Origin of the sequence: Natrinema salsiterrestre (genome assembly GCF_029502005.1) — an archaeon.
Lineage (GTDB): Archaea > Halobacteriota > Halobacteria > Halobacteriales > Natrialbaceae > Natrinema > Natrinema salsiterrestre.
This window is the reverse complement of record NZ_JAMQOT010000010.1, coordinates 89,358-115,142: the sequence shown is the minus strand read 5'-3', so window position 1 is coordinate 115,142 and position 25,785 is coordinate 89,358. Positions and strand designations below refer to the sequence as shown.

17 protein-coding genes and 4 pseudogenes are annotated in these 25,785 nt (G+C 54.8%); 12 read left to right on the top strand and 9 right to left on the bottom strand.

What is annotated here, in order from left to right; all coding sequences use genetic code 11:
• Both NDI89_RS20640 and NDI89_RS20635 read right to left on the bottom strand, forming a co-directional pair.
• Nucleotides 1-68, bottom strand: a pseudogene (locus tag NDI89_RS20640) (IS6 family transposase); the annotation flags it as partial.
• A gap of 47 nt (nucleotides 69-115) precedes the next feature.
• Entirely contained in the window at nucleotides 116-391 is a 276-nt protein-coding gene (locus NDI89_RS20635) for a nucleotidyltransferase family protein (protein WP_277524463.1), read from the bottom strand.
• A gap of 1,014 nt (nucleotides 392-1,405) precedes the next feature.
• Between NDI89_RS20635 and NDI89_RS20630 the strand changes: the two genes are divergently transcribed.
• Nucleotides 1,406-1,576 (top strand): hypothetical protein, encoded by a 171-nt coding sequence (locus tag NDI89_RS20630; protein WP_277524462.1) that lies wholly within the window; start codon nucleotides 1,406-1,408, stop codon nucleotides 1,574-1,576.
• Nucleotides 1,577-2,115: 539 nt separating this feature from the next.
• On the opposite strand, the gene NDI89_RS20625 is transcribed toward NDI89_RS20630, so the two are convergent.
• The 4 genes from NDI89_RS20625 to NDI89_RS20610 form a co-directional block, all read right to left on the bottom strand.
• On the bottom strand, nucleotides 2,116-2,445 hold the full coding sequence (locus NDI89_RS20625; protein WP_277524461.1) for a DUF7970 domain-containing protein: 330 nt from the start codon (nucleotides 2,443-2,445) through the stop codon (nucleotides 2,116-2,118).
• Between the two features lie 341 nt (nucleotides 2,446-2,786).
• On the bottom strand, nucleotides 2,787-3,023 hold the full coding sequence (locus NDI89_RS20620; protein ID WP_277524460.1) for a hypothetical protein: 237 nt from the start codon (nucleotides 3,021-3,023) through the stop codon (nucleotides 2,787-2,789).
• A gap of 234 nt (nucleotides 3,024-3,257) precedes the next feature.
• Nucleotides 3,258-3,710, bottom strand: coding sequence for a DUF7970 domain-containing protein (locus NDI89_RS20615; RefSeq protein ID WP_277524459.1), 453 nt, complete (start codon nucleotides 3,708-3,710; stop codon nucleotides 3,258-3,260).
• Nucleotides 3,707-4,702 carry a ParA family protein gene (locus NDI89_RS20610; protein WP_277524458.1) on the bottom strand — a complete coding sequence of 332 codons (996 nt, stop codon included), beginning with the start codon at nucleotides 4,700-4,702 and terminating at the stop codon, nucleotides 3,707-3,709. The genes NDI89_RS20615 and NDI89_RS20610 overlap by 4 nt, the downstream gene beginning before the upstream one ends.
• A 424-nt stretch (nucleotides 4,703-5,126) precedes the next feature.
• On the opposite strand from NDI89_RS20610, the gene NDI89_RS20605 reads away from it, so the two are divergent.
• Both NDI89_RS20605 and NDI89_RS20600 read left to right on the top strand, forming a co-directional pair.
• On the top strand, nucleotides 5,127-6,854 hold the full coding sequence (locus NDI89_RS20605; protein ID WP_277524457.1) for a hypothetical protein: 1,728 nt from the start codon (nucleotides 5,127-5,129) through the stop codon (nucleotides 6,852-6,854).
• Nucleotides 6,851-9,835 carry a hypothetical protein gene (locus NDI89_RS20600; RefSeq protein WP_277524456.1) on the top strand — a complete coding sequence of 995 codons (2,985 nt, stop codon included), beginning with the start codon at nucleotides 6,851-6,853 and terminating at the stop codon, nucleotides 9,833-9,835. The genes NDI89_RS20605 and NDI89_RS20600 overlap by 4 nt, the downstream gene beginning before the upstream one ends.
• Here NDI89_RS20600 and NDI89_RS20595 read toward each other — a convergent pair.
• Nucleotides 9,732-10,009: pseudogene (locus NDI89_RS20595) on the bottom strand (hypothetical protein); the annotation flags it as partial. The gene NDI89_RS20600 and the pseudogene NDI89_RS20595 overlap by 104 nt on opposite strands.
• Nucleotides 10,010-11,118: 1,109 nt before the next feature.
• Between NDI89_RS20595 and NDI89_RS23985 the strand changes: the two are divergent.
• Nucleotides 11,119-11,576 (top strand): annotated as a pseudogene (locus NDI89_RS23985) (type B DNA-directed DNA polymerase); the annotation flags it as partial.
• A 768-nt stretch (nucleotides 11,577-12,344) separates the two neighbouring features.
• A complete protein-coding gene (locus tag NDI89_RS20590; RefSeq protein WP_277524453.1) occupies nucleotides 12,345-13,691 on the top strand; it encodes an orc1/cdc6 family replication initiation protein in 1,347 nt (448 codons plus the stop codon).
• Between the two features lie 286 nt (nucleotides 13,692-13,977).
• On the opposite strand, the gene NDI89_RS20585 is transcribed toward NDI89_RS20590, so the two are convergent.
• Entirely contained in the window at nucleotides 13,978-14,301 is a 324-nt protein-coding gene (locus NDI89_RS20585; RefSeq protein ID WP_277524451.1) for a DUF6788 family protein, read from the bottom strand.
• A gap of 110 nt (nucleotides 14,302-14,411) precedes the next feature.
• On the opposite strand from NDI89_RS20585, the pseudogene NDI89_RS23955 reads away from it, so the two are divergent.
• The 5 genes and pseudogenes from NDI89_RS23955 to NDI89_RS20565 form a co-directional block, all read left to right on the top strand.
• Nucleotides 14,412-14,549, top strand: a pseudogene (locus tag NDI89_RS23955) (transcriptional regulator TrmB); the annotation flags it as partial.
• Between the two features lie 83 nt (nucleotides 14,550-14,632).
• Nucleotides 14,633-14,896: a hypothetical protein gene (locus tag NDI89_RS20575; protein WP_277524449.1), complete on the top strand. Its 264-nt coding sequence runs from the start codon at nucleotides 14,633-14,635 to the stop codon at nucleotides 14,894-14,896.
• Nucleotides 14,897-14,952: 56 nt separating this feature from the next.
• Nucleotides 14,953-15,171, top strand: a complete 219-nt coding sequence (locus NDI89_RS24100; protein ID WP_425607771.1) for a DUF7386 family protein — start codon at nucleotides 14,953-14,955, stop codon at nucleotides 15,169-15,171.
• 815 nt (nucleotides 15,172-15,986) lie between these two features.
• Nucleotides 15,987-17,750 carry a DUF262 domain-containing protein gene (locus NDI89_RS20570; protein WP_277524446.1) on the top strand — a complete coding sequence of 588 codons (1,764 nt, stop codon included), beginning with the start codon at nucleotides 15,987-15,989 and terminating at the stop codon, nucleotides 17,748-17,750.
• A 184-nt stretch (nucleotides 17,751-17,934) separates the two neighbouring features.
• Nucleotides 17,935-18,114, top strand: coding sequence for a hypothetical protein (locus tag NDI89_RS20565; protein ID WP_277524468.1), 180 nt, complete (start codon nucleotides 17,935-17,937; stop codon nucleotides 18,112-18,114).
• Between the two features lie 151 nt (nucleotides 18,115-18,265).
• Here the strand turns inward: NDI89_RS20565 and NDI89_RS20560 are convergent, their stop codons facing one another.
• A complete protein-coding gene (locus NDI89_RS20560; protein WP_277524444.1) occupies nucleotides 18,266-18,577 on the bottom strand; it encodes a hypothetical protein in 312 nt (103 codons plus the stop codon).
• 206 nt (nucleotides 18,578-18,783) lie between these two features.
• On the opposite strand from NDI89_RS20560, the gene NDI89_RS20555 reads away from it, so the two are divergent.
• The gene (locus NDI89_RS20555; RefSeq protein ID WP_277524442.1) at nucleotides 18,784-20,793 is read left to right on the top strand and encodes a DUF5591 domain-containing protein; all 2,010 of its coding nucleotides are present in this window, start codon (nucleotides 18,784-18,786) and stop codon (nucleotides 20,791-20,793) included.
• Between the two features lie 333 nt (nucleotides 20,794-21,126).
• Nucleotides 21,127-25,782: a DEAD/DEAH box helicase gene (locus NDI89_RS20550; RefSeq protein ID WP_277524440.1), complete on the top strand. Its 4,656-nt coding sequence runs from the start codon at nucleotides 21,127-21,129 to the stop codon at nucleotides 25,780-25,782.
• Nucleotides 25,783-25,785: the final 3 nt, after the last annotated feature.

Genomic DNA, 25,785 nt, shown 5'->3' with positions numbered 1-25,785 from the left:
GTCCGCTCACGCTCCCAACATTCATCAAATTCCGCCGCGTAGCTCTCGCTGAGCAGGTCTGCGAGCATCATTCCAAACCAACTCTACGACCTGCTCACTTCTCAAACCGCGCTAACTAGACGGTGCCCTCTCGATCTTCATCCTTAAGATCGGAGAGGTCGCGAGACCAAGCCGATGTGAGCTTGGCAATAATATCGACATCACTGCTGCCGTAGGTGTAGGTGTCGTTCTTGTAGGATCCCTGCCTAAGGATTTCGTATTCACCTTCGCTTTGCTCTGCAGGTGACCGATTCAATCGCAAGATGCTCTCGAGTTTATCGCTCGCCTCCTTCGAGCCCTTGTCAGCACCCGTTCCTTTCCAGTCTTCGAATTTCGATTCAGGGATCGGCATCTACTGCATTCCCTCCAGATTACAGGCTACCTCTTTTTCCTGATGTCCCGCTGCTTTGTTTCCGCTCATAGACTATTCAGTCATAGCCACCGTTTGCTATTTAAACTACCGTCACCGCAGCGGAAGTGAAATAGAGGGAAGAAACGGTTTTCAGTGTCGGTCTAGCTGATTGCTACACTACAGTCAGACAGCAGTCGAAAGACTATCTTTTCGGTATCGGCTAATCATGACCACTCCACCCGAGCCACACGACCTATCACGCCCACAGCCCTACAGCCGATCAATGACCTACCCCTTGTCCATCCCCTGACGACTGCTCGTTCGAAGCCGACGCGACGGCGCTCCTCGGGCACGTCAATTCCGAACACGCCGGCGAGTACCAACGCGAGGACTGGCCGGACACGCCGGCCGGTCGCACGTCTCGCCATCCCGATCGGGACGAGAGCGACGACGACGAGGAATAGCGCGGAGTAGCTTTTCGAGGCCGCAAACGGACGGGTAGGAGGCAACTCCATGAGTGGGCTGTCCCTGGATTCCCTGTGGTCGGCCGGCCCGTCCACCCGGCCATGTAGGCCGTTCACAAGCGGACAGATAGCATTTCGGGCCCGTTGCGGTGACTGAGAGGTTTACGGGTTCCAGACTGCCATTACACCGACGAACAACAGGATCGGAACTGCAATCTCTGCTTAAATCGCGAACAGTGCCTCCGTTACCGACACACCAATTGCGTCTGTGAAGCCACTCCATTCGAGCATCAATGTCGATGCAACGAAAGCGAATGTGAACACGCCCAGTGTCTTTCTGAACGGCATTATCTGCGCGATTCGGCCCGCGTTATTAAATCTAGGTTTTTGTGACCATCTATAATAGATGCGATTCGCTCGTTTTCTTCCGTCTCGCCACTGCGAGCCGCCGGTTGTCGGGATAACACTTATCCGTATAATTCACATATTTAATACATAGGATTCTAGCGACTCAAGGGTACGAACCCGCCGGAATCGGAGGAAGCCAACGATGAGCAAATCCCAACAGCCGACGACCACGACCGAGCCGACGATCGGGACCGACCGGAAAGCCGAGTATGACGGGTTCAAGACCTACACCGAGGAGAACGTTACCGAAGCCAGAGACGAACGAGCACAGCGCGAGGGCGGCCAGCGGAATCTAGCCGGCGAGTACGAATAATCAGATAGTCGATTACGCGTATCGCATTCCTTCCTGAACTTGGCCGTTAATGTGGGTGAAAAGTCCTAACGCGAGTAGCATCGAAATTGCGACGAGATGGAGAGAAACGTTTGTCACACTAAATGTGCTGCCAAGAAGATGGGCAGACGCAATTGAAGCACCCGCGGCAGCAGGGATCGTGATAAGTTGGAATAGCGTGGTGAAGCTGATCGTAATGGCTGCAACGACCATTGCATGGAGAACACGGTCAATCCGAGTCGCCGAATTAGGAGTAGCGATTTTCCTACTTACAGGGGCCGTTATTTTGTCCATGAATTTTTGACCAATTTCTCTTAACAATCCCAAATCGAAGGGTTCAATCCCGAACGGCCTACAGAGCGCATTTATAACGACCATTATTGCGTAAAAAACATTGTAGTATAGAAGCACCCTTCCAGTAGGCTCCAAAACATCATCACTACCTGTCGATACATATCAATTTGTACCATACATTTACGTCAACGGGACAAACTAAAAAGCTGTTCTAGGGATCGTCGCGATTAGTCCGTGAGTCCGTAGCCTTCCTCGCGCATCAACTCGGCGACGCCCCCGGGATTCTCGAAGGCGTACTTCAGCGCAAACTCTCGAGCATCCGTTTTCGATACTTCGCCAGCCTCCAGCTCGTCCGCCAGATCGCTCCGCAACGCCGACTCCTGGTCACTGACTTCGGTTGGGAGTACGTGCTCACCATGACCCATACTGGCGAGTGGCGCTATCACGAGGCCGACCGGGCGGATTGCTTCTGGGATACCGGCTTGTATAACGATGAGCATCCGAAAGGCGTCATGGACGAGCGGATTCGAGCGGTCTGGGAGCGTGTTCGTGGCCAATAGTAGTCGATGTACACGACCAAATTTTGCAGTCCACTACAAAACGCGGAGTTGGTGCGTTCTCAGTCCCTCAGCATCGATAGTCGCGTTCCCTCGATGACCACTAAGTTTGACTAAGCGATTTCGGCTGTTCTCGGCCCGCCTCAGGCGGTGCGAAAGGCGTTCGAGCGACTGTCTACGGGCCGCCGCCACCCTTAAGATCGGTAGGGATCGGTTCGGCAGTATGGAAGGATTGATACACGGATTTAGTATTGGCTTCGGGAGCGTCGTTGCACAATTGTTGATTTGGAAGCTATGGCAGTGGCACTCCCGTAAAAACGGGTGAGAGTGCGGCTGTCCTTCTACGAGAGGAACTGCGAGCTCTGGAACAGCCACACCAGCACGCCGAGTGCGATCGTGTACGACGCGTATCTGTACGTTTCCTTGACGCGAGTCGTTCGGTACTTGTCGAAGTTGCCACCATCACGGGGTTGCCCGTACACAGTGTCCTTGGCCTTCGCGTAGACCAGGATCGAAGCGAGTACAGCAACCATCGCGAGGGCGGGATACGTCGACGCGAATTCGATGAGTTCGTACATTGTTTTGAATCTGATATGATGTCGTTTTTCCCGATCGTCCGGGCAAACGACACAGTCTACAGGTCTGGAAGGTCCATAATTATTGTCCCCGGTTGACCCCCCGGGGGTGTGCTGCTAATTATCCACGCGCGCCCGTACGTAGAGTCCGGCCCAGACCGATCGGCCCCGGTTTCCGAGAACCGTTATCTAATTCTGATAGGTTGGCGTGATCCGGCTAAAAGAGAACGGCGGTCGTTACTCGAGTTCGCCAAAACCTTCCTCCCGCATCAACTCCGCGACGCCCTCCGGGTTCTCGAACGCATACAGGAGCGCGAACTCGCGTGCGTCCGATTTCGAAATGTCACCGTTCGTCTCAAGTTCATCTGCGAGCTCACTCCGGAAGTCCGACTCCTGGTCCGTGACCACTTCCCGAAGATGGGCTTCGATCCGTTCATCTCGCTCGTCGAGGACCTTGCTCCGACGGACGAAATACGGGTACTTGTGCTCGTCCTGCTCTGACTCGTTAGTCGACGTCGACGATGTGCCGGGCTGGTCGGATATCGGTTCCGACCGAGTTGACGACGATCTCGATCGGCCACGATCCGGCTGGCTGTCATCGGGGGTCCCGACTGGCGGTTCGGACTTGGTTGACTCCTCCTCACTGCTATCACTGTCACCGAAATCGAGATTCCCAGATCCGTCTTTCATTGGGTCGCCACCTCGGTTTCAACGACGTCTCGGAAATCGAAGCGTTCCTCTCCGCGGCCCTGAATATCGAGGACGAGTTCGGGATCAATTTGAGCGTCGAACGTATCCGTTGCGACGAACACGCCGAGTTCGTGTATATCTCGGAGTGTCTCGAGTTCACGGTCACGGACGCTTCGTTCACCGGGACTGCTGACCATTTCGCCGTCTTCTTCGAAGGTTTTCCAGCGCTCTTCGAGGACCTTGTACGCCGAACCCCGCGCTTCCCACATCGTATCCATCAAACTCTCCCGATCGGGGATTGCAATCGGCGTCGCGAACTCGTCGGTGTTCTTGAACTGCTTGGAATACTGCTGGTGGGCGTTCGTTTGGCCGACACCGGAGGGAACGACACAGGAGAGACCGACCTCGATGTCCAGCTTGCGCTCCATGTTACCGACGAGTTCGTCGAGGCCGTCGAGACTCAGATTCCCTTTGCCGGCTGGTTTGACCGGCGCAACCAGCGTCCGCATGGCGTAGATCGAGTTGTACAGCAGGTCCTCCGCTCGAGCGTTCGGGTCGATGAGGACGGCATCGTAGTCCTCATGCAGTTCCTGCTCGTTCCAGAGGAGATCATAGAGGAGTTCAAACCGCGGGAACTCCTCTTTGCTCATGTTCTTCATGCCCGTTTCGTAGGCGATCTTCTGCTCGAGATTCGATGTGAAGTCACCGAGCATGTCGTGGCTCGGGATCACGTCGACGCCTTCGTCCGACGTTTCGACGAGGTCCTCGAAATCACCGTCCGGCATCTCGAGAATATGCTTGACGAGGTTATCAGCCTCCGGATCACTGCGGTGTTCCCCGACATCGAACAGGCTCGTCAGGTTGCCCTCCTGTGGGTCGAGATCGATAACGCAGACGTCTAGCCCCATCCGGACGAGACTGACTGCGAGATTCGCAGTTGTGGTGGTTTTGAAGGTGCCGCCCGATTCGGAGTACACGACTACAGTTATCATATACAGACCGTACAGTCATCTATTACATAAATCTGTTTCAGACACTCGTTACAGGAGTCTGTAACAATGATCTGTAACAGACGTCTGTAACAGACATCTGTAACGCTACAGTACTGCGTTTTATCTCAATCAGCAGTCTGAGAGAAGTACCAATAACACAGTTCTGTAACAACAATCTGTATCATATGTCTGTAACGATAATCTGTAACAGACGTCTGTCATAGAATACTGTTCCAGAGACGACACCGATTCGTGAAAACTATCTCTTAGACAAGACGATCCGGGACTGCATGGCGGTAATCGCGGCGGCGTGAGGTGAGAGGCAGCGCTCGGAAGCCGTCGTCGATAGGTACTGGCAGGAGACGACAATCGGGCAACCGTTGTTAGGACAGTTTAAGTACGCCTATTCTAAATCCTTCATCAGATGCCGGACGGCGAGAATATTCGCTCGGTCAACATGATTGCCGGGGGATTTGAGAGAAGTGCCTACTCTATTTTCGAGGACAGCCGCGAGAAAGACATCGTGCTGTGGCAGCCTGGGACAGTTATCGAAGACATTCAGTCGCTGCCCAGACCGAGAAAGGCGAGACAGAGGGCGGAGTCGTTCCTGAGTCTGGCGGGCGATTCCGACCTCGCGGTTGCCCCCGAGTGGAGCTACAAGGTCGAGTGGGTGTGCGATCACGACGAACTGTTCGCCGACGAGAGCCCGTTGTTCGTCCTCAGCTGTCGCCCGATGGAAATCGAGACGATGCGAGAGACCGTTGCGAACCTCCGCGAAGACTTCCGCGTGATCGGGGAGGACGTGCCTGACGAGCAAAACAAGGAGTTCGTTACCCCGACAATCGTCCCGCTGCGAGCGGACGCACTTGACAACATCGACAAGCCAACAGTTGTAATCCAGTACAAGACCCACCCGATGAGCGAGGGGGCGAACCCGAACGAGGCCGACAACCTCGCAATGGGCGACCGGATACACCACTTCGGGCCGTTAAGCGGAACCGGAATCGTCGTCTGGACTTGTTCAGACCTACTGAATGAAGACCTTCGAGATCAAGTAGCCACCTACGCGCAGAGAGGGAACGTCATCGTTCACCCACAGTGTAACCCGAAGCCGTTCCACTCGGAGTGGACCGACTTTCGCTCACGTATCTTCAATAACAGGAACGACGTAACGTACGTCTGTGCCAACTGGGGCACCGTCCCAGGCGCAGCCGGCGACGACGCACAGTGGGGGTACTCAGGCGTGTACACGAAGGCGCGAGAGTGGTCGTCACTCGAGAACTACAACACGACATACAACAACAGGGGTCTACAGGGCGTGAGCCCGTCCAACCGCGCCGAGTACGTCTGGACACTGGTCGACGACGGGGTGAGTAGACTGCGTGTGCGACGCGAGGGGAACGGCTCCGCTCCGGCACAGGGACTCCGGCCGGAGCCCCATATCCTGAATACACGGACCTGGAACGGATCGGCATACGACGAACAGCCGGAGGAGATTAATGAGTGTGGGTGTGAGGTTTGTGACGACTGTGACTGCCAGACGTGTTCTGACTGCAAACAGGCAGAACGGCAGAGACGACTGCCCGATCTGCCACGCGACGCAGAACTCATCGCGGCGGCCACACTCTGGCGACTCGAGATAGACGAAGTAGACAGTCTCGAGGATAGGTGGGACGTACCGCTGGCGGCACTCAAGAACCTCCGAGCGAACGGGCATGAGGAAGTGGGCCACTCGTTCGCGGTCCACGGACATCGGCGCGGCAACGGAGTGGCAAGGAACACGAGACGACTCCTTGGGACTTTCGACGCGGCCACCAGGAGGTACGGTCGTTCCATTGATCCCGCAGACCGATGTGGACCGCTGGATATTCCGATCAACGCGACGGACGGCGGTGAGAACGGCGTTGATATTTCGCTTTCGCGACTTGACGATCCAACGCCGGGAACACGTCGGAAACGTCTTGCCGAGATCGCCAAGTTGTGGGACTGCCAGGATGACAGGAGCTTCAAACCGCTTGTCTTGATGGTATCGCCCGACAACACAGGACTGAGGCGGATCGATGGACTGGAGGACGTGACGAACGGTAAATTTCAGCCTGAAGACGTAACTGCGAGCAGTTCGCCGGTCGAACTCGTCGAGGTGGACCGATGACCGATATCCCCGCGCTGCTGGAAGCGATCGGTGAGGTGACCGAGATTAACCCGTCGGAGAGCGCCGACTCGCTGTACCGGATCGAACGGAGTCGAGAACAGGGCTTCGATGACGAGGTACTGTTCGTCCGACTGCTGGCGGGTGGCGACCATGACTGGGAGGCGCTACTGGAGACGGACACCCGACAGCTCGAATTGGAGTTCTACGACGACGACACGCCGAACCAGTGGAACATCCAGCTGTTCTGGGCCTACGAGAGCGGCGAGAAGCCAGACGATGAGATTTGCCGCAAGCTTGAGAGCGAAACAAAGTTTGCCATCCGACGGTGTGTACCCCGTGAGTCGCTGGAGGAATTCCTCCGCCCGCTGAAGCACAGCCTTGAGTCGCTGTCGGAGGTGAACGCCGAGTTCGGGCGCGATGCGCTCGTCCAGCGGGTAACCGACAACGGTCTGGGGTTCCTGTTTGATCAGGGAACCAACCGTAATCGGAAGTTCGAACAACTGCTGGAGATTGACGTGGATGATGGCGGTGGCGCTCACCCCCAGTCGTCGTCACCGACGACCGACGACCGCCCGCCGACTGTCGACACTGTCGAACTGGGAGACTTCAGAGAGGACGCGTCCAGACGGCGACTGGACGCAGCGCAGTTCACCCTCCTGTACGGCCGTAACGGGAGCGGAAAGACGAGTCTCCTCGACGGAATCACGATGGGTCTGGTCGGCCAGACCCGGCGTGACGACGACCGTGTCGACACCTACGACGAGTTGAGTGTCACGATGGAGGGTGACGACGAACCGCTGCCTACGGACTCGGGTTCGGTCAACGACAGGATCGCTGACTGGTTCGGGTTCCGACCACAGGGGCCGGCGAGGCGATGTGTCGAGTTCTACCGCGTCAATTATCACGAGGCCGGCGAGACGACGCGACTGCTCGAGCCGTCGACCGACTTGGAGACCGAGCGAGTATTCAGGAACTTCCTCTACGGCGAAGACCTCGCATACGCTACGAAAGAGAAGGACGAACTTCTGAACCTACTCGATGGGAAAATCGACGATACAGAAGAGGAGATTGAGGAGATTGAATTGGAACGAGAGAAGCTCCAAGACAGACGAGACGAGGTGAAAGAGGCTCTCTCAACGCTAGGGAGTGCCCGACGTGACCTTTCGCCGGCAGCGTCTGCGCTCATCGAGAACGACGATTCAGGAGGCGGAGAAAAACGGACAGACGGGGGACAACGGAAAGACGAAGAGACGCCACGTGAACAAATATCACGATGGCGAGACTGGATGGGACGGTTCGAACGGCTTGAGACGGCACTCGACGCCACGATGTCCGACTTGACCTGGGAGACCGCCCGCGACCTGCGGTCGGAACTTGACGACGAAGTGGACCTTCTCAAGCAGAGAAGGAAGGACCTCAAGGATGTTCGGGAGCTGAAAGACGAGCGCCGCCGGGTCGTCGAGGTTGCGAAACACGTCAAGTCCGAGACGATTACAGATCTACCGTTCTCAACGTTCTTCACTGGACTCCTCTTCGTCGCCAACGGGACCGGCCGCGAGGACGCACGTCGACTCGTCCGGGGAATCGAGGAGGCGGATTTCAAAGTCGACGAGATTGTGTCGGGACAGTCCGCCGAGTCGTGGTATACGACCGTCGAGACGGCACTGCGCGAACGGCGCGAGGACTTGGAGGAGACCCGCAACCGACTGGCGGAACTCGGTGATCTGGAGGAACGTCGGCAAGAACTCCGTGAACAGATCCGTGCCGACACGGAGGAGTACCTCGAGATCACCGATGACGACGACGTTCAACACTGCCCAGCCTGTTACGTCGAACAGTCTGCCGAGGACATCCGGACACGCAAGGAGCCCGAGCACACACACAACGCGGGCGGTGTTCCAGAGAGTCTCACCGAGTCGCTGGAGAATGTCGAGCAGGCGCTGGAGATCGTCGAGGGTGCCGACCTAGCGGCTATCGATGACGACATCCGTCGGTACAGCGATCACCTGTGTAGCCTCGACGATGTTCCACACCTGTTCGGTCTCGTCGTGGACGGCAGGGAGGAGGTTCTGTCCCCCGAGGCGACTCCCGAGACGGTGGAGGCGGTCGCCAGGCTCGCACAGAACCAGACTGTCCACAAACGTTCGACCGATGCAGTGCTGTCAACGATGATAGAAAAGATCGAGGCTGACATCGCAGAGCAGACCTCGGAGATACGCGACTTCGATCCCAACACAGAGGTACGGCGACAGATCGACAACTGCGAGGACCGACTGTCGGCCGTTCGGCGGGGACTCGATGTACTCGAAGATCAGTGGCCGGAAGAACTGCTCGATGCCAGCCCCGCGGTCGAGTCCGACCGTCGGATGCTCGAGTTCACAGTCGAAGAGGCAGCGGACGCGGCCGTGTCGAAGCCAGCCACGGAGTTGTCGGATGAAATCGACACAAGGACGGACGAGATCGACCATCTGAAAGATAGTATTGAACGACTGGAAGAGACGCGCGATCATCTCAGGGAGACGTTCGCGGGTGTCGAAGAGAGTCTTGACGAGGTGCTTGAGGAGTATACCGATATCGTCACGACACTATTCAAAGCATTCCAGCGGCCCTACGAGTTCAAGCGTGTCGAACTCACCGGCGACAACGAGGAACTACAGGTCATCCGACGGAAAAACGGGGAAGTGGCGGGGATCGATGAGATGAGTTCCGGCCAGCGGACGGCGCTCGTGCTGGCGATTTTCGTCACGAACAACCTGGCACACGACTCCGCGCCGCCACTGATGCTGCTAGACGAGCCGTTCGCGCACCTGGACGAGCTCAATACGCTGTCGTTCTTTAATCTCGTGATCGAACTCGCGGTCCGGGGCGACCGACAGATCATGTTCGCCACCGCGAATGACAACCTCGCCTCGCTGCTGGAGCGCAAGGTGGGCGAGACCGAGGCATTCGAGCGGGCCAATCTGGATCTACCGTTGGATTGATTCGGTCGAGACGGTCGCGAGCGACTGCCGGATCGTCCGACTCCCACATGAACAGGTAGGGGATGCCGACCCACTGGTGTCGAGCCCGCAGTACCGGCCGATGACGTACGCGACGGCTTCGGCCTCAACTTCATGTTTCAACCGCCCAGTGTCGTCGTCGACATCGAAGGGAAGACAATGAAAAGGGTAATCGGAGAAACGGACCATGAAACAGCCAGAATTTGTGATTTTACGGTTTCTTCTCAGAGCATATATTGACGCCGTCGATGCTACTGATCTTGAAGATAATCTCAAAGATAAGAACCACCAACGAACATCTTCAGACATTGGCGTTCCGACGCGGTCCACCATTTCTGAGAACAATTCTTTTTAAAGTACCTATCCGAACAGGACATTGCCGGGCGTTAGTCACCGTCGCTAGGAACGATCGTGATGACGCGCTCGGCGGAGTCGAAAATGGAAAAGCCACGGAATCGAGCCGAGCGTGAAGCAGACCGGTTGGAGGTCGTCGAACGACGTCTCCGCGTCGCGACGCAGGTTGTTCGGCTCACACGAGAAGTAGCCACCCTGTTCGCGGTCATCGGGTTAACAGCCCTGTAGGAACAGGCACATCACGATCAATTACCCCTGACGGGGTCCCCCGAATAGGGGGTTAGAGTACAAATTAAGATCTCAACTGCACAGAGAAGTCTCTCGAGACAATTACGCTGTGGAAAAGCCGGAGCAGATTAGCATAAACGGGCTGACCGTCTAGAGGCTTCCTCTGCCCTAGCCACCTGTCGCTAGGAACTACTAGGACAGACGAGCTAGGAATATAAAATAATAACGGTCTAGATGGTTGCCCTAGATAGCGGACCCAACACAGACAAGTTAGAAGACAATCGTGTTCCCCGTAGTCGCAGTCAGAGATCCCGTGAGGATCCCCTTCGTAGCCGTGTTACGCGCCAGTTGTCTCCACGGTGGCCGACAACTGCGTGTTCGTACGTTCAGGGGGATTCGGTATCAGACACCTTCGGAACGTCTGGGCGCTCGAGAGTGCCCAAGAAGCCCATGTTGTCGTATAGATACTGCGTTCGTTTGTGACTGTACGTGCGGTCGACAGCGAGCGCAGTACTTTGAACTCCTTCCAGACGTGATCGCAATCGGGGATGGGATCCTGCCAGAGGAGATCGGTCTCGTCGACGTCCTCGAGGTCACCTTTGCTGAAGCGGGAGACAGAGTGAGCGAACGCCGTATCTGATTCGAATGCTGTCTCGAGTCGATCGAATATGAACTCCGTCTCCGTGAAATCACGAGGGAGGACACCACCGTTCAGCGAGGAAGGCCAGCAGTCGTGTCTCAAACAGTTCAATGTGACTCGGTCGCCGGAATCAATGCTCGACTGTCTCTAGGACGCTATCGACCGGCTACACGCTGGAACGGTGCCAGTCAAGCAACTCATCGAACGGAATCGCATCTCCTACTCGAAGTCTACAGCCAGAACACGCAGAACGTGGCGGCGCTGAAGCGAACTCACGATCAGGATCTCGCTGTCCATCCAGAATTGGAGATCAAGTACATGGTCGTCAACGACGAGAAGACCTCGCAAGAGCGGGTTGCGTCGGCCCACGAGGAGATCGAGTCGTACGATCCGTCGTTCTGCTGTCGCCGTTCAGGGTAGGCTCGGTTCAGGATTTGTCGGGAACTCGCGGAGACGCGGGGGCCGGAATTGGCGACATTCCCGAATGCGGAGTTATGTTAACCAACACAATGGTCGTTTGGAGATAGTATGTTGGTTAATTACGGCCCTTGCGAAGACGAACCCCCACACCCCGTGTGCGAAATGAAATCGGGAAGACAACGGGCATGAGCAATCAAGGGAAGGGACCATGAAACAGCCAGAATATGCGATTTTATGGGAGAGAAGGCTCGAGAAGACGAAAATAGAGTAGGGTATGTAGCAGGGAAATCTTTATGTGGTTACTCTGTTAATCAAACCCGCACTAGAACTAGAGTCGATCGAAACGGAAGATCCGTTTCTCGATACGACCGTACTCTTTTGTGGTTTGTTTCTTTCGTGAGTTGGGATACTTTCTTGTTTCTATGCCTTCTCATGGCTTCTCTAGCCCAATTACGGGTTCCTCTCCTGTCTCGTTCCTACCTTCCCTCTCATTAAATTCATTTCGCACACGGGGTGTGGGGGTAACTCACCGCCGAGATCTTATCCCACTCGAGATTGTCGAGGGATATCATCAGCACCATCCAGATCGATATCACGTTTAGCGTTTCATCTTGCACACGGAGGGTATCTTCATTGCTCTCCCTGGACTCGTCATCCAAGGCCGTTCCCTGATCTATCCGGAATTTCATATCGCACACGGGGGGTCGGTTCAACCAATTGATTTCGCCCGCGGTTGTTCTACTGCACCGGCTCCCCTTCGCTAAACGTCTTCTATCGGCTGAATTCGGCGAATTTAACCACGCACACGGCACCCATATTTATTTATAGTTTCAGTCTCACTACGCATACATGGCTGACGGCGACGATCAACAATCCCTCTCTCAATCTATCAAAGGCCGTCTTCAAGAGGGCGTTCAGAATTCTGTTTTTCGAGATAAGGGGCTTCTCGACCCAGATGCCGTCATTGACGAGGACCGGATCGTAGGTCGTGATGACCAGTTGGACGATATCATTACCTATCTTCGACCAGCACTGCAGGGGAACCGACCTCCCAACATGCTCCTTTACGGGCCGTCGGGAACCGGAAAATCGCTCATTATCAACGCGGTCTGTCAGCAGGTTCTCGAACTCGCGACCTCCCAGAGAGACCGATTCGGTGTTATCAAGATCAACTGCCAGACGATCAAATCGCACGACCGCGCTGTCTATCGCTTAGCGAAGAATGCAGCTGACGAAGCCGGTGTCGACGTCGGCATTCCTCAAAGTGGTATCTCGACGGACCAGAAACTCAATCGGTTCTACGAGATACTGAGCAACAACTTCGACTCAGTTATTATCATTTTGGACGAGGTTGATCTTTTAGTAGGCCGGCAGCGAGACCCAAACGACGAGCCGGCCTATTCGAAGCTCCTCTATCAGCTCTCTCGAGCTTCACAGCTCGGACGGATTGAGGGGCACGTGTCTGTTGCTGCTCTCACGAACGATCCCCGGTTTATGGAGGATCTCGACGGACGAGCCGAGAGCTCGTTCAATCCTCAGGATGTCGTTTTCCCGGATTATGATGCGAACCAATTGCAGTCGATTCTCGAGCGCCGTCGTGACGCATACCAAGACGATGTTCTAGAGGACGGTATTATTCCGCTTAGTGCCGCATTCGCTGCCCAGGATCACGGCGATGCTCGAAAGGCAATTGATCTATTCAGGAAAGCCGGTGAGATCGCGGATCGAGCCGGTGAAGATATTATTCGTGAAGAGCACGTTCGCGACGCCCAGAAAGAAGCCGAACGCGACCGAACGCTAACCCAGATGCAAGGGCTATCGACGCAAAAGAAGCTCTCACTTTACGCGACCGCGATCGTTCCTGTCCACTCCAAGCGCAATTTGAACGCTGTTCCCAGCACGGTTGCATACCGTGTATATCAGTATCTCACTGATCTGCTAGATGCCGACGAGAAGTCACGAGACTCCTATCTACGGTACATGAGTGAGGCCGAAACCTACAACTTCGTTACGTCGGCGAAACGAGGGCGTGGTTACGGGAGTGGCGTCCATAAGGAATATACCTTCGTTGATGATCCAGAAGTGGTCGCTGAGACGCTTCAAGCCGACATCCGACTCGAAGAGGTAGAACACGACGAGGACTTGATCCGGTCTGTTGTCAACGCGCAGATAGACGATTTCTTCGAGGGTGACTAATTAGAAGAACCCTTGACGGCGGCGACGGATTCATTTCGCACACGGGGTGTGGCATCGATGGAAGAGCAGTCAATCTTATTAGAAATGTCTGACAAGGGTGCGCAAGATTTCACTTCGCACACGGGGTGTTAGTCTCCTCAATCTCTTATTCGATTCATCTCTCACACGGGGTCTCGACGATGAGAACGAATTCATTTCGCACACGGAGGGTGCTGACTTGACGACCCTCGGCCAATTCACTTCGCACACGGGAACAGTTCCTCCGAAACCACGCCAGCTATCCTCCCTACTCGCCGGGGTTGACTGGCCCCTTATACTTGGACTTGACTTTGTCCCCCTCCCTCCATTGCCAGTAATAGTAGCGATTATCGTTGATTTCCTTAGTCGTGATCGTTGCCTTCGCTGGGATGTCGTCCGGGAAGTCATTAGGTCGCTCCTCAACGTCGGCGTTGTCTGACTCTTCCTCGAGACGAGCCTCGCGTTCCTTGTGTTCGGCTAGCTTTTCGGCGTACGTGGCAACATCGCGGAGGCGTTCCGGAGTGGACTTGTTGAGCGTGTTGACGACTTCCGTCGGGAGGTTCGCCGGTGGGGTCGGTGACTCGTAGGACATCGGCTGTTCTCGTGTTAACCAACACGGGACGCCAATCCATAGTTTTGTTGGTTAAGACGGTGGTGTGGATTCTCCACCCTCTGTCTGTAACACTACTTGAACCTTACACCGTGTTCCGGCACATCAAACTTGAGCTCCTCGCTACCATCAAATGCGTCGACAACATCTCCGAACTCGCGATGAAGCTCGACCACAGCGAGAGCCACCTCTCTCGTGCTGTCGGAGACCTCGTCGAGAACGAAGTGATTTGACACTCACGGCGTCAATCCTGTACCTCGCTGAGGAATACTCTTAACCAAGTCGATAGCAAAGAGTAGCGTACACAGTCGAGATGAACGATCTCTCTGATCCACGGCCACCACTTCCAGAGTGGATTTTAGACGCATACGATATCCTTTGCACTCACAATTTCAATTCAACTGAAGAGGAAGACGTGCAGTCGATCCCTCGAGAGCAAGCACTCGAGATTCTTTGCAGTACTGATAACGTAGCTCTCGAATCCGAGGATGCGGCCCATGCACTCTCCCGGTTGATCGAGCGAGGCTACTTTTATGAGGTCGACGGTGAACTTCGAGTGACGATGCTGGAAGACTAACTCCTGAATGCGGTTCAAAATCGCGTTATCACGCCGCTCCAAAATATGTAGCATCGGTGGTCGCAATCGCATCGCCGGCTGAGTATTCCTCAGAGGTCCCGCCGATATCAATTGTGATCGACGCCGCTCTTACGCACTTGCTCAAATCCGAGCAGAACATCGAGGATGCTCGCGGAGAGTACAACCTCAAAATGATTCAAGCAATAGCAAATACATCCGTGATTGGTGGATTGATCTCGTTAGGGCTCTCTGGAAGTGGGGAGTTAAGGCGTTAAGGACCATTACAAAAGAAGCCTGTCTATTTCTGCTTTCATTTTATCTTTTCAGAGTTGTTCCCTGGCTTAAGCCAATCTTGTCACACATTTGGATTGAAGAAACAGGGAACGGCATGGACGACACACAATACGTTCCACATTTACATTACTGATAATTATACAGTAAACTATCTAACATATGGGTGTTTTCAATGGATTACATCGATTCTATGTGGGGGAAATTAACCCTCTATGCCTTACTACTAGATGCGCATGGAATCATCTGATCTGTTTGATTTCCCAGAGAGAGTCAGTAATAGAGGTAAATTAGTCAAAATTGACTCGAGATGATTGTCGATACCATTAGGGACAAAATTTCCAACTTCGGCTACCAACCAACATCTGTGAAATAAAACGGGAAAACACTTTCATCAAATAACACTCATTACAGCCTGATAATAACTATATGTATATTTACCTTTTAGGAGTCTGCCTCCTGATGGTTCAAAACGCCGTATTTAGAGCTTTCACCCTTATTTGATTGTCAACATCTCAGCAGATCCGAGAGTTTATTTGCCTATCGCCCGTCGAATTAGTTGACAGTCGGCCTGGCCGGACATGGAAGTCAGGGACTCTGTCTCGGGACGGAGAAGTTCCGCCCCTTGCTCGCAACCCACCGGGCCAACGAAACCGTGCAAAAGTTCTCTTGGCTCGGCGGGAGACCCCAGAACCGTTTCATAGGTTGGAGTCTATAGATGGCTCTTACACAACGCGCGAACATCAAGTTTGCGTCGTTGATGGTTCTGGGCGAATCGAACCCCAGTTAACCATATCATATGGCACAAGCAACACCGGGACGGCTTACAAACATCGTTCCGGAAACGACGACACTCGCAGAACAGTTCCAGCGAAGCGAACAGTTGGAGGTTCCGGACCTCCAGCGTCGCGTCGCCTGGATGGCAGACAACTTCGACCAGCTGATGGACGATATCGATGCGTACGCGAACGACCCTACCTCGCCCGACGTGCGTTACATCGGGTCGTTCCTTGTCCAGCCTGACAACAGCGGGCCTGTCTCTCGGCAGATCCTCGTGGACGGTCAACAGCGTACTCTGGTCACTCAGCTCATGGTCGCCAACATGGCAGACATGTACGAGAATGACTTCTCGGACCCGGCAGCGGCCAAATTCCTCCGCGAGGAGTACATGACCATCGCGACGCGCGGGGGGCGCAAGCCCAAAGTCGTCCTGACGGAACTTGACGATCCCGCGTTCCAGCAGCTGATACAGAATCCGACAGCCACTACGAACCACGAGGCGATGAACAAGCTCGCGAACCAGATTCGTGAATCCTTCGACGAGCGCGTCAACAACGTCGGCGACCTTCGGTCCCTCGAGAAGCTCATCCTTGAGCGTCAGGCTGTGGTCGTCATCAACATTGGTAACCAGTTCAGCCCCTACCGTATTTTCGAGGAGCGCAACGGCCGCGGGGCTCAGCTGACTCCGGTCGACCGGGTGAAAAACCGTATCCTCGAGGTTGCTGACGCCGACCCATCGGTCGACTTCGAACTCGTCAAGGACGAGTGGCTCGAGTTCCGTCGAGCCCTCGAAGGACACAACGAGACGCGCGCGCTCCGTTATATCACTATGGCCGGTGACTTGGTTCCGGTCAACAAGAAGATCTCGGGTGGTGACCTCTACCCGACGATCAAGCACATCGTTGACGAGCGACTCGACAACCTCGGAATTGACCTCCTCGAGTACGTCGAGTGGCTCACCATGGCCGCCGAGACGTACAGCGACATCGCCTCGGTGAACTACCGGCACACCAAGGCGTCGAAAACCCAGGCTGACGAAATCAACCGTCACCTCGAGGCGCTCGACACTATCGGTGCGAAGCCCGGACGCATCCTCCTGATGGGTGGGGAGTTCCGTGGCGTCTCACCGAGTGAGTTCAAGGACATCGCCGTCCTGGTCGAGAAGTTCTCGTTCGTCCGCCGGACAGTCGAGCGCCGCGTCCCTCAGGAGATTCAGGCCTACCTGCGCCTCATCCACGGCTCGTCGAGCAAGGGAATTTCGCCCGCGTTCAGCCAACCGAATCCAGTTAAGGCGGTAAAGAAGGGGCTCGAACCAGAGATGCCCTCGAAAGAAGAGTTTCGTCGCGAGTTCGCTCGCAAAGACTGGAACAAGGGCGCGAAGACGGCCTACGCCTTGACGGTGCTCGAGCACGAGCACTACCTGCCGAAGGCTAAGCGCCACAGCGGTTTCGGTGGCCCGATGGGCCGGGCGGATGTCGAGCACGTCATTCCCCAGCGCTATAACGCGAAGAAGTACGCGAAGTGGCACAACTACCTCACGGCCACTAAGGAGGAACTCGAACTCGATGTGAGTCGGGTCGGGAACCTCACGCTGCTGGAGGACCGCAAAAATATCAAAGCCTCTGACGATCCGTTCGAGCAGAAGCGCGACCCGCACTACCTCACCTCGAACTATGCGATGGCGACGGAGCTCGCCAACTGCTACTCGAGCTGGGACCTAGACAAGGTCGACAAGCGTTCAGAGGAGATGGCAGAGATCTCTGCCGACATCTGGGTCCTATAACCCGGTCGCGGCGCTTCGGCCGTCCACACATCCCCACGATTTATTTTTCTGTCGCGTTAAATAACGATCAAAGTACCGGATACCCGGGTTAGAAGGATGAAGCCGAGGAAATCGGTTTTGATCTATGGAACTCGATCTCCTCGACTTCGTTGAGCAGTGTCGGCACCTAGCCAAACAAGCGGCGATGTCGCTGACCAATCGTCGAGAGGACCTCCTGATCGCCGTTGCACTGACCGAGTTTTTAGTCCACTACGAACAGGCTGATCCTAAGCTCGCCGAGCAGGCCTGGCAGCTGGCCACCGATCGTCTCCTTGAGTACGATGTCGAACCATGCGAGGCCGTCGATACACTCGAGATTGGGTAGATGTCACTCAATACGAAATCTCGAGACGTCTCGAGAGGATTTCATACTTGCCCAGATGGGTAAGGAGTAGCCGCCGGCCAGGGCGGGACAATCACCACGTCGGCTTCATCCCCCACGTGAACGTGGTGGCATTCGCTTTGGTACTCTGTAATCACATTTCGATCACAGCGTTATTCTCACCATCTGGATCGAAGAGCAGGTCAAAAGCTGGGTGCTTGAAGAGTATTTCATTACAGGACTTGCACCGGGTGAATAGGGTCTGTTCTACGCTCCAGTAGTCTGTCCGCATAATTACAGAGCTGCCTTGCTTTCCGTAGTGCCCTCCAGTCACCCTAAAATGATCGAATTCACAACTCCTGCATTCTGGACATGGGTCTGTCAGGCCCTGCCAGTCGTCCCGCTTGCTACCGCTAATATGAGTGGTTTCTCCATTTTGCAATGTAATTTCAAGTTGGACATTCATCTAGATTCGCCTCCGCCCCTTCGTGGCGTAATAAACATAATTTTTCTTTTAGACTTATATGATTTTATTGCGATACCTCCATCACTCAAATCCTGCTTGCTGGAACTTGGAACCGGTATCCATGCCGGATTCCTGTGAAAGATTACATCTATTGAAAGCGAACAAAGAAGATATTTCAGCATATGTCCTTCATAGGGCAGTAACCAATGGCGGAGTTCCGAGTTGAGGAGAAAGGTGAAGATGGATATGGTCGCCTCGGTGAGCTCTGCGTTCCACATGGACCCGTTTCTACACCAGCTCTCTTTCCTGTCATAAATTTCATCGGAGGTACCACAGAGAAGTCCGGTGGAATCTGGCGTCGCATACGAGATAACCTCATTGATGGAGCGCATTTAGACGGGATTATGTTCCAGGCAATGAGCTTCACGGACTATGGTGTTTCTCCGGAAAATCTAAATGACTTTTGGCGATCTGAAACTTTCCACGAGCGTTTTGACGATCTCGACGCCCCTGTCTTCATCGATTCGGGCGGATTCAAACTGATGAATTCGAATACGTTTGGCCAAGCACCAGTCGAGGGTGGGGCCAAAAATGAGTGGGGGCTATACACTACCCCAAAGAGTATTCTTGGGCTTCAGATTGACTTTGGAGCTGACATCATCGCAACGCTCGACTACCCTATTCCTCCAAAGCTGAACGAAGACGAGAAAGTCGAACGGATGGAGCGTAGTATCGATAGTGCAGTTGAGTGTCTCAAGATTATCGAGGAGCCTGATACGCTTAGTGAGGGATTCCCGAAAAATGAGGCTGCAGCTGAGCGGCTGAAGCAACAAAAGCGAGACGGTGACGAACCGGGTGTTTACGTAGCGCTCCATGGACACGATTATGAAACAGTAAACTGGTACGTCGGTACGTTCCTTGAACGAATTGAAGAGGCAAATGTAGAGCAATCCTTTGAAGGATTCGCCATCGGTTCACTCGTTCCACTTCGAAGTAGCATCGACGTTCTCATTGATATCGTACAGGGAGCAACCGATGCGATACCGTCCTCTCGAGCAGACGAAATCGGAATTCACGTTTTTGGTGTTGGCGGGAAACAAGTGTCACTCCTATCCTTACTCGGTGTCGACACCTTCGACTGCTCAACCCACGTTCAGACTGCAACCTATGCAAAGTATACTCTCCCAGACACGTGGGAGACAGTTCATATCAACGATCTCGAGCCGTATCTGAATGACGGTGACTTCCCATGTATGCTCGATCACTGTACGCTATGTGGTCCAGAGAGTGGAGTTGACTACAACACACTCGTCGAGGAGCTTAACATGGATCTCAGCTATGACGAGCGCCAAGAGCGTAAGAGCAACGGCGACCCAATTAAGAGCGACTACTATGCGGCGCTCGCGAGACACAACTTCGAGGTCTATAACTCCGAACTTCAGCGAGTGCGTGATCAGATCCAACAGGGTACACTTCTCGAGTACGTTATCGACTTTGCCCGGGACAACCCGGATATCAAGAAGGGGCTGAAGCAGGCACAGCTTCGGGATAAGAAACTTCGTCGCGATCTTGAACAGAAGGAAGCATATGATTTGGTTGCAGGACCAGAGCTGACGAGTGATCAGACGAAACTTTCGAAATGGGGCGGTGGCGTCGATGAAAGCACCGAAACGCGGAGTATTTCGTTGAAGTATAATCCGAGCAGTTTCAATATCCTCACCCAGCGGTATGAGCCACCTGCTGATAAGCGGGTGCTGCTGCTCGTTCCGTGTAGCCAAAAAAAGCCCTACTCGGAGTCCCGAACCCACTCGGTTCTCGAGACAAAACTCGAAGACAAACGCGACCAGATTCACAAAGTGACTCTTTCGGGGATGTACGGCCCCGTGCCTGAAGAGAAAGAGCAGGAGGATTCAGTTCTCGGCTACGAGTATATGCTTACCAGTGAAGACACTGAGCAAATAAATTTGGTCACAGAACGACTACAGACGTACTTGGAAACCTACGGTGAGCACTACGACGAGATCGTGGCATATGTCGCTAGTGCAGAATACCGTGATGTTATCAAAACAGCCCTTGAAAAATCTAATATTGGGGCGAGCGATGAAATCGTCTTTCCTCGAAACCCGAAGTCACTCCAGCTTACTGAACACTTCCGCAATACTAATATCCAGGAGTTGCTCGATTATTTGGACTCAATCAATTGTGAAGACAGATAATCGAATTTCCCCTATTAATGACAATCTGTAACCCTTCGGATATAACATACTAATTGACGAGAGAACAATATGTAGACTTAACCATTGAATTTTCCCACCATCACCAGGAATAGTATTCTTGTCCATCGATTTGTCTTTCCGTGAGTGTCGCCCGCCTAGGAGCGCCGTTTCGGGGAAGGACAAATAACATCTAAGCGAAACATCTTATAAGAGCCGACACACAAGGACGAGGCAACTGAGTATAAGTTAATATTTCACACGATGCACACACCACACGATACCCTCGAGAGCGCGAAAGACCGTGCCGCAGAGATTACCTGGTGGAACCGTGCGATGACCAAGATCAACGAAGTGGACGGCGTCGATAACGCAACGTCGTTCGTCACGGACGACCTGATCGAGCAGAAGGGGCCCTTTGTGGAGTTCGTCGACGCACCCCAGTTCCACGACCAACCTGCTATGGACTTTCTCTCTGATCTGGGGTATGACGAGGCGATCACCAACGCAATCGTAGAGGAGCTGTTCGGCGGAGACACCGCAGGGTCGCTATACCAACACCAGGCCGAAACGATCGAGGCTATCGAGACAACTGATCAGGACTCCATCCTGGCGGTTCCGACGGCCTCCGGGAAGACCGAGTCGTTCTTTCTACCTGTCCTCAACGACTGCCTATCGACGGACGAAGAGGGATTGAAGTCGATCATCGTCTATCCGATGAAAACCCTCGGTGTTGACCAACTCAACCGATTTCTCACGTATCTCGACCACATCAACCAGTATCGAGATCCGGAAGACCGAATAACAATCGGCATCTGGGATTCCGATACGCCGACGCGCGTGGGTACTCGAGACCACGAAATCGAGGCAGGATCCTACGTTCGCGGTCTCGTCGACCCGCGTGATGAATCGGAAAAGCTGCGAATCTTCGACGAGACGTCCGTCGGAACTGACGACCACTCGTACTCGTGGGTGCGGGTCACTCGAGACGGGATCCGTCGCGGCGTCGATATTCTGCTGACGGTTCCAGAGGCACTTGATTACATGTTCGTCTCGAACAACCCGGAGACCCGTGCAATTCTCGGGACCGAGCCGAACGACCAGCCGGTCAAGCACATCGTCTTCGATGAGGCACACGTCTGGAGTGGGATCCAAGGATCGGCCGTCTCGCTTCTCTCCCGACGACTCAAATCGTTTTATGCCGACCGGAATCCACAAGTTACGATGGTTTCGGCGACGGTCGAGGACCCGCGCTCGCTGGCCAGCGATCTAACCGGAACTCCGAAAGGGGACATCAACGACATCTCATTCACTGCTCGTGAGTTCCCCGTTCAGGATACGCCAAACTTCAACCGGTTCGAACCAGCCACACTCGAGGAAATCGTCCATACACTGGCGCTGGCACAGGTAGAAGGACCCGTTGAAACACAGATTGGACAGTTCGAACTCGAGGGCGCACTCGAGACACTTCGATCCATCGGGCTCATCGCAGCCGATGACCTTCAGCCCGGACCTCGAGCCGAGGAGTGGATGCTCGAGCCGATTGTCGACGCCCTCGATGGACTGTTACTTGAGCACGGGGGAAAGGACGAGCTCGAGATTCTCGCGTCGGTGGAGGGTCGAAACGCCGTCGTCGAAGCCGTTATCGAGGATAGTGGGTTCTTCAGCGGCTGGTACGAGTTCGTCATCAGTGCCGTCCCCGAAGTTCCTGCGTTCGCCTCGTGGTTCGATTCGGGAACGACGGGCGAAGTCGAATTCAAAGCCTACGACGACTTAATCGCCGAAGCGGCCGAGCTCGGACTCGATGATCCGGAGGGAGTTCTCGCGACCGTGATGGCGTTCGGTCAGCTCGCCGGGATCGTCACCGAAAAGTATCACGTCTTCCTGAAGCCGCCGCATAAGGTCTACTGGTGTCAAGAGTGTAAGCTCGTGACCCGTGACAGCAAGTGCCCGGAGTGTACCAGTGCGCTTCCGGAAATGCAGTTCTGTCGACGATGTCACGAACCGTATCTCGAGTGGGACGACAGCGGCGATGAAACGGTGTTTGCGCCGATTAGTGCCGATAGCCCCGTCGACGAGTGTCCGGGTTGTGAGGGCTGGATCAACACCACTGACGCTGGCGTTCCGACGTCCTCGCTGCTGTCGTACATGCTGACCGAAATCTGTCGGGTGACACCATCGAAGAAGACCCTCGTTTTCTCCGATTCTCGAAGCGCTGCCGAAAGCGTCGGTGACCGGATCATCGAAACCGAATACGGGCTGATGGCGGAGACGCTCTACGTCCAGGAACTCATCGAAGCCGGCGGGGAGATGGACAACTACGAGCTGTTCCGGACCGTGTCAGACCGACTACGCGAGGAGTACTGGCAGCCGCTCATCCAGAACGAGATCGACGAAGACGGGACGGCCTACAACTTCCTGCGGACGCTCCTCGACGATATCGAGGCACACGCGATGTTGAGCCGGTGTGAAAATCTCATCGAGAGTGCGATGATAACCGCAAAACCGGTGACGTCCTTCGAGGATCCGGAAGCGCTCGTCGTTGCCCACCAACTGTACACGATGTTCGTGCTGGGCCAAAGCGATACCTTCCGATACAACAAGGTCGCTTTCGACGGCCTGACGAGAGAGAAAATGGTCGACCGTCTCGACAGTCGAATGGAAATCTCGAGACAGCGGATCGACGACATTCTCGACGACATCCTCAAAGCGTTCCTCGAGGAGGGGATCATTTCGCTCCAGTCCTGGGAAGAAGTGCAAAACGCCGTGCAGATGGCTGGAATTGACGAGTCTGCACGCGAGGAAGTACACGAGTATCTCGAGGACGCTCGCGAGAAAGTCAACGAAGCAGCCCTCCAGGACGAGCCAGCGGATAGCGGGGTCTTCATCAGATCGCCTCGTCGCGACGAGTCGACGATCGTGTTACTCCCGCGCGCTGCATTCTGTTCTTCCTGTTACTCGTCTTATCCCGTCCCTGACGACGGAGACGGGGTCCACGAGTGTCAGAACTGCGGTGACACACTCGAGACGTATCAGCGGTTCACCCGCGGAGGTGATACGCTCAGAGCCGATCCCGGCTACGCAACGGTGGATTCCGATTGGCCGTACGCGATCGACCACTGGGCCCACGACGTCACGCGACCGTTGCACGACGGCAAGGAGCCTGAATTCATAACCGTCGGAATACACAAGGGAGATATCCCACACACGCTCCGTGGTGCAATCGAGGAAGGATTCCGAAAAGACGACCCGGACGTCAACGTCGTCAGTGCCACGCCGACGATGGAACTCGGAGTCGATATCGGGACTCTCGACACGGTAGCCCAGGTGGGGATCCCACCGACGTTGACGAACTACGTGCAGCGGTCGGGACGAACGGGGCGTACCCGCGGTAGTTCGTCGCTCGTGATGACCGTCGCTCGAGGGACCCACCCGGTCGACGGGCACTACTATGGGAACCTCGAGCAATACCTCGCAGGGTTCGAACCGATCCGAGTACCGGACCCGTACGACTTCGACGAACTACTCGCCGGCCACGTCGTGACGGAGGTGTTCGCCTACCTGGCCCGGAACCCACACGAATCGAACGTCTTCGAGCGCGTCTTCACCCTTTCGGAGCCCCAGCGAGAGAACTTGAACAGCTACGTTTCCGCGGTCGAGAAGCATCTCTCGATTCTCGATGATTTCATCCGCGAGGAGATGGACGACCTGCTTCGTGAACACGTCGAGTCGGTGTTCGGCTCACGTGGTGTCGAAGTCTACGAGGAGGTCTTCTTCGATGAAGGGCCGCTCTCGCTGTCAACGCGGACGGAACAGACGTTCTCACGGCTTACGTCAATGTCGAGCGGGGCTGATGCGAACAAGAACCTCACGGAGACGAATAGCCGGCTTGATCAGTGGCTCTCACGGCTGGGATACCTAGCGAACTACCGCAACTTCGGTCAGACGTTCCCAGTAAAATTCAGCGGCCGCAGGGACCACATCAGCTTCGAGTCGTCAGGGCGTCTGTACGACATGTACCCCGGTGAGGAGAACGATTTGGGTGCGGTGCTCACACTTCACGGAACGGATTACATTGTCGACGACGTTCGAGCGACTTCCTCTTCTATCGTGGAACTCGCCGTGTGTACGAACGAAGACTGTGACCGTCCGTTCGAGAGTTACGAGAAAGATCAGAAGTTCTGTCCACATTGCGATGACCCTCTCGAAATAACGGACATCCACGGCGTCAGTAGCGTCGAATGCAAGTCAGCAGTTGGAGGTCAACGCGGCTACAGTACTCGTGGGCTCATGACGACACACGTTCGTCGTGCGACGGAGGATTTCCACGAATCGGAAGAGATTCCGCTGTTCGGCCTGCCAGCAACCGTCAGCTATGGCCAGTTTGAACTGACCAATTTCATCTACGCGTTCGAGCGCCGTCACTCGAGTAGCCCGAAAAAGAAGGTCTTGCGGTCGGAAGCCCTCGTCGAGCGTGATGAGAACGAGTCAGGTTCAACTGGAGACTCGTGGCTCGATCAGTTAGAAGACGTGGAGGAAGAGACGTACCGTCCCGTTGGGCAGCAGTACCATACACAGGGCCTTCACTTCCGTGTCGACCTCGCGAGCGTTCAGGATCGATACGATAGTGTGGCTCACGACGAGAAGTCCTGGCCACAGGCACTGGTTAGCCTCGAGCAATCGCTTGAGAAGGCGGTCGCAATCGTCGCCAATTGTGACCGGTCCGACTTCAACGTGAAGACGAGTACCACTGACGAAACGTTAGACATCTATATCGTCGACGGCCGACAGGGAGGTAATGGAATCACCTGGCAAGTGTTCGAAGAGGCAGACACACTCGAAGAGCACATCATAGATATCGCGAGCTGTGAGCGGTGCCACAGCTACTGTGATGAGTGTCTGTTACTCTCACGAACGCCTGCGTACTATCTCGAGAACGATCTCTTGGACCGACGGACGCTTGCTGGAATCGTTGGAATCGGGGGAGACTAACGT

Bases quoted from the DNA above. Each gene is read 5' to 3' on its own strand.
- NDI89_RS20635 (WP_277524463.1), bottom strand. From the start codon at position 391: ATGCCGATCCCTGAATCGAAATTCGAAGACTGGAAAGGAACGGGTGCT.
- NDI89_RS20630 (WP_277524462.1), top strand. From the start codon at position 1,406: ATGAGCAAATCCCAACAGCCGACGACCACGACCGAGCCGACGATCGGG.
- NDI89_RS20620 (WP_277524460.1), bottom strand. From the start codon at position 3,023: ATGTACGAACTCATCGAATTCGCGTCGACGTATCCCGCCCTCGCGATG.
- NDI89_RS20615 (WP_277524459.1), bottom strand. From the start codon at position 3,710: ATGAAAGACGGATCTGGGAATCTCGATTTCGGTGACAGTGATAGCAGT.
- NDI89_RS20610 (WP_277524458.1), bottom strand. From the start codon at position 4,702: ATGATAACTGTAGTCGTGTACTCCGAATCGGGCGGCACCTTCAAAACC.
- NDI89_RS20605 (WP_277524457.1), top strand. From the start codon at position 5,127: ATGCCGGACGGCGAGAATATTCGCTCGGTCAACATGATTGCCGGGGGA.
- NDI89_RS20600 (WP_277524456.1), top strand. From the start codon at position 6,851: ATGACCGATATCCCCGCGCTGCTGGAAGCGATCGGTGAGGTGACCGAG.
- NDI89_RS20590 (WP_277524453.1), top strand. From the start codon at position 12,345: ATGGCTGACGGCGACGATCAACAATCCCTCTCTCAATCTATCAAAGGC.
- NDI89_RS20585 (WP_277524451.1), bottom strand. From the start codon at position 14,301: ATGTCCTACGAGTCACCGACCCCACCGGCGAACCTCCCGACGGAAGTC.
- NDI89_RS20575 (WP_277524449.1), top strand. From the start codon at position 14,633: ATGAACGATCTCTCTGATCCACGGCCACCACTTCCAGAGTGGATTTTA.
- NDI89_RS20570 (WP_277524446.1), top strand. From the start codon at position 15,987: ATGGCACAAGCAACACCGGGACGGCTTACAAACATCGTTCCGGAAACG.
- NDI89_RS20565 (WP_277524468.1), top strand. From the start codon at position 17,935: ATGTCGCTGACCAATCGTCGAGAGGACCTCCTGATCGCCGTTGCACTG.
- NDI89_RS20560 (WP_277524444.1), bottom strand. From the start codon at position 18,577: ATGAATGTCCAACTTGAAATTACATTGCAAAATGGAGAAACCACTCAT.
- NDI89_RS20555 (WP_277524442.1), top strand. From the start codon at position 18,784: ATGGCGGAGTTCCGAGTTGAGGAGAAAGGTGAAGATGGATATGGTCGC.
- NDI89_RS20550 (WP_277524440.1), top strand. From the start codon at position 21,127: ATGACCAAGATCAACGAAGTGGACGGCGTCGATAACGCAACGTCGTTC.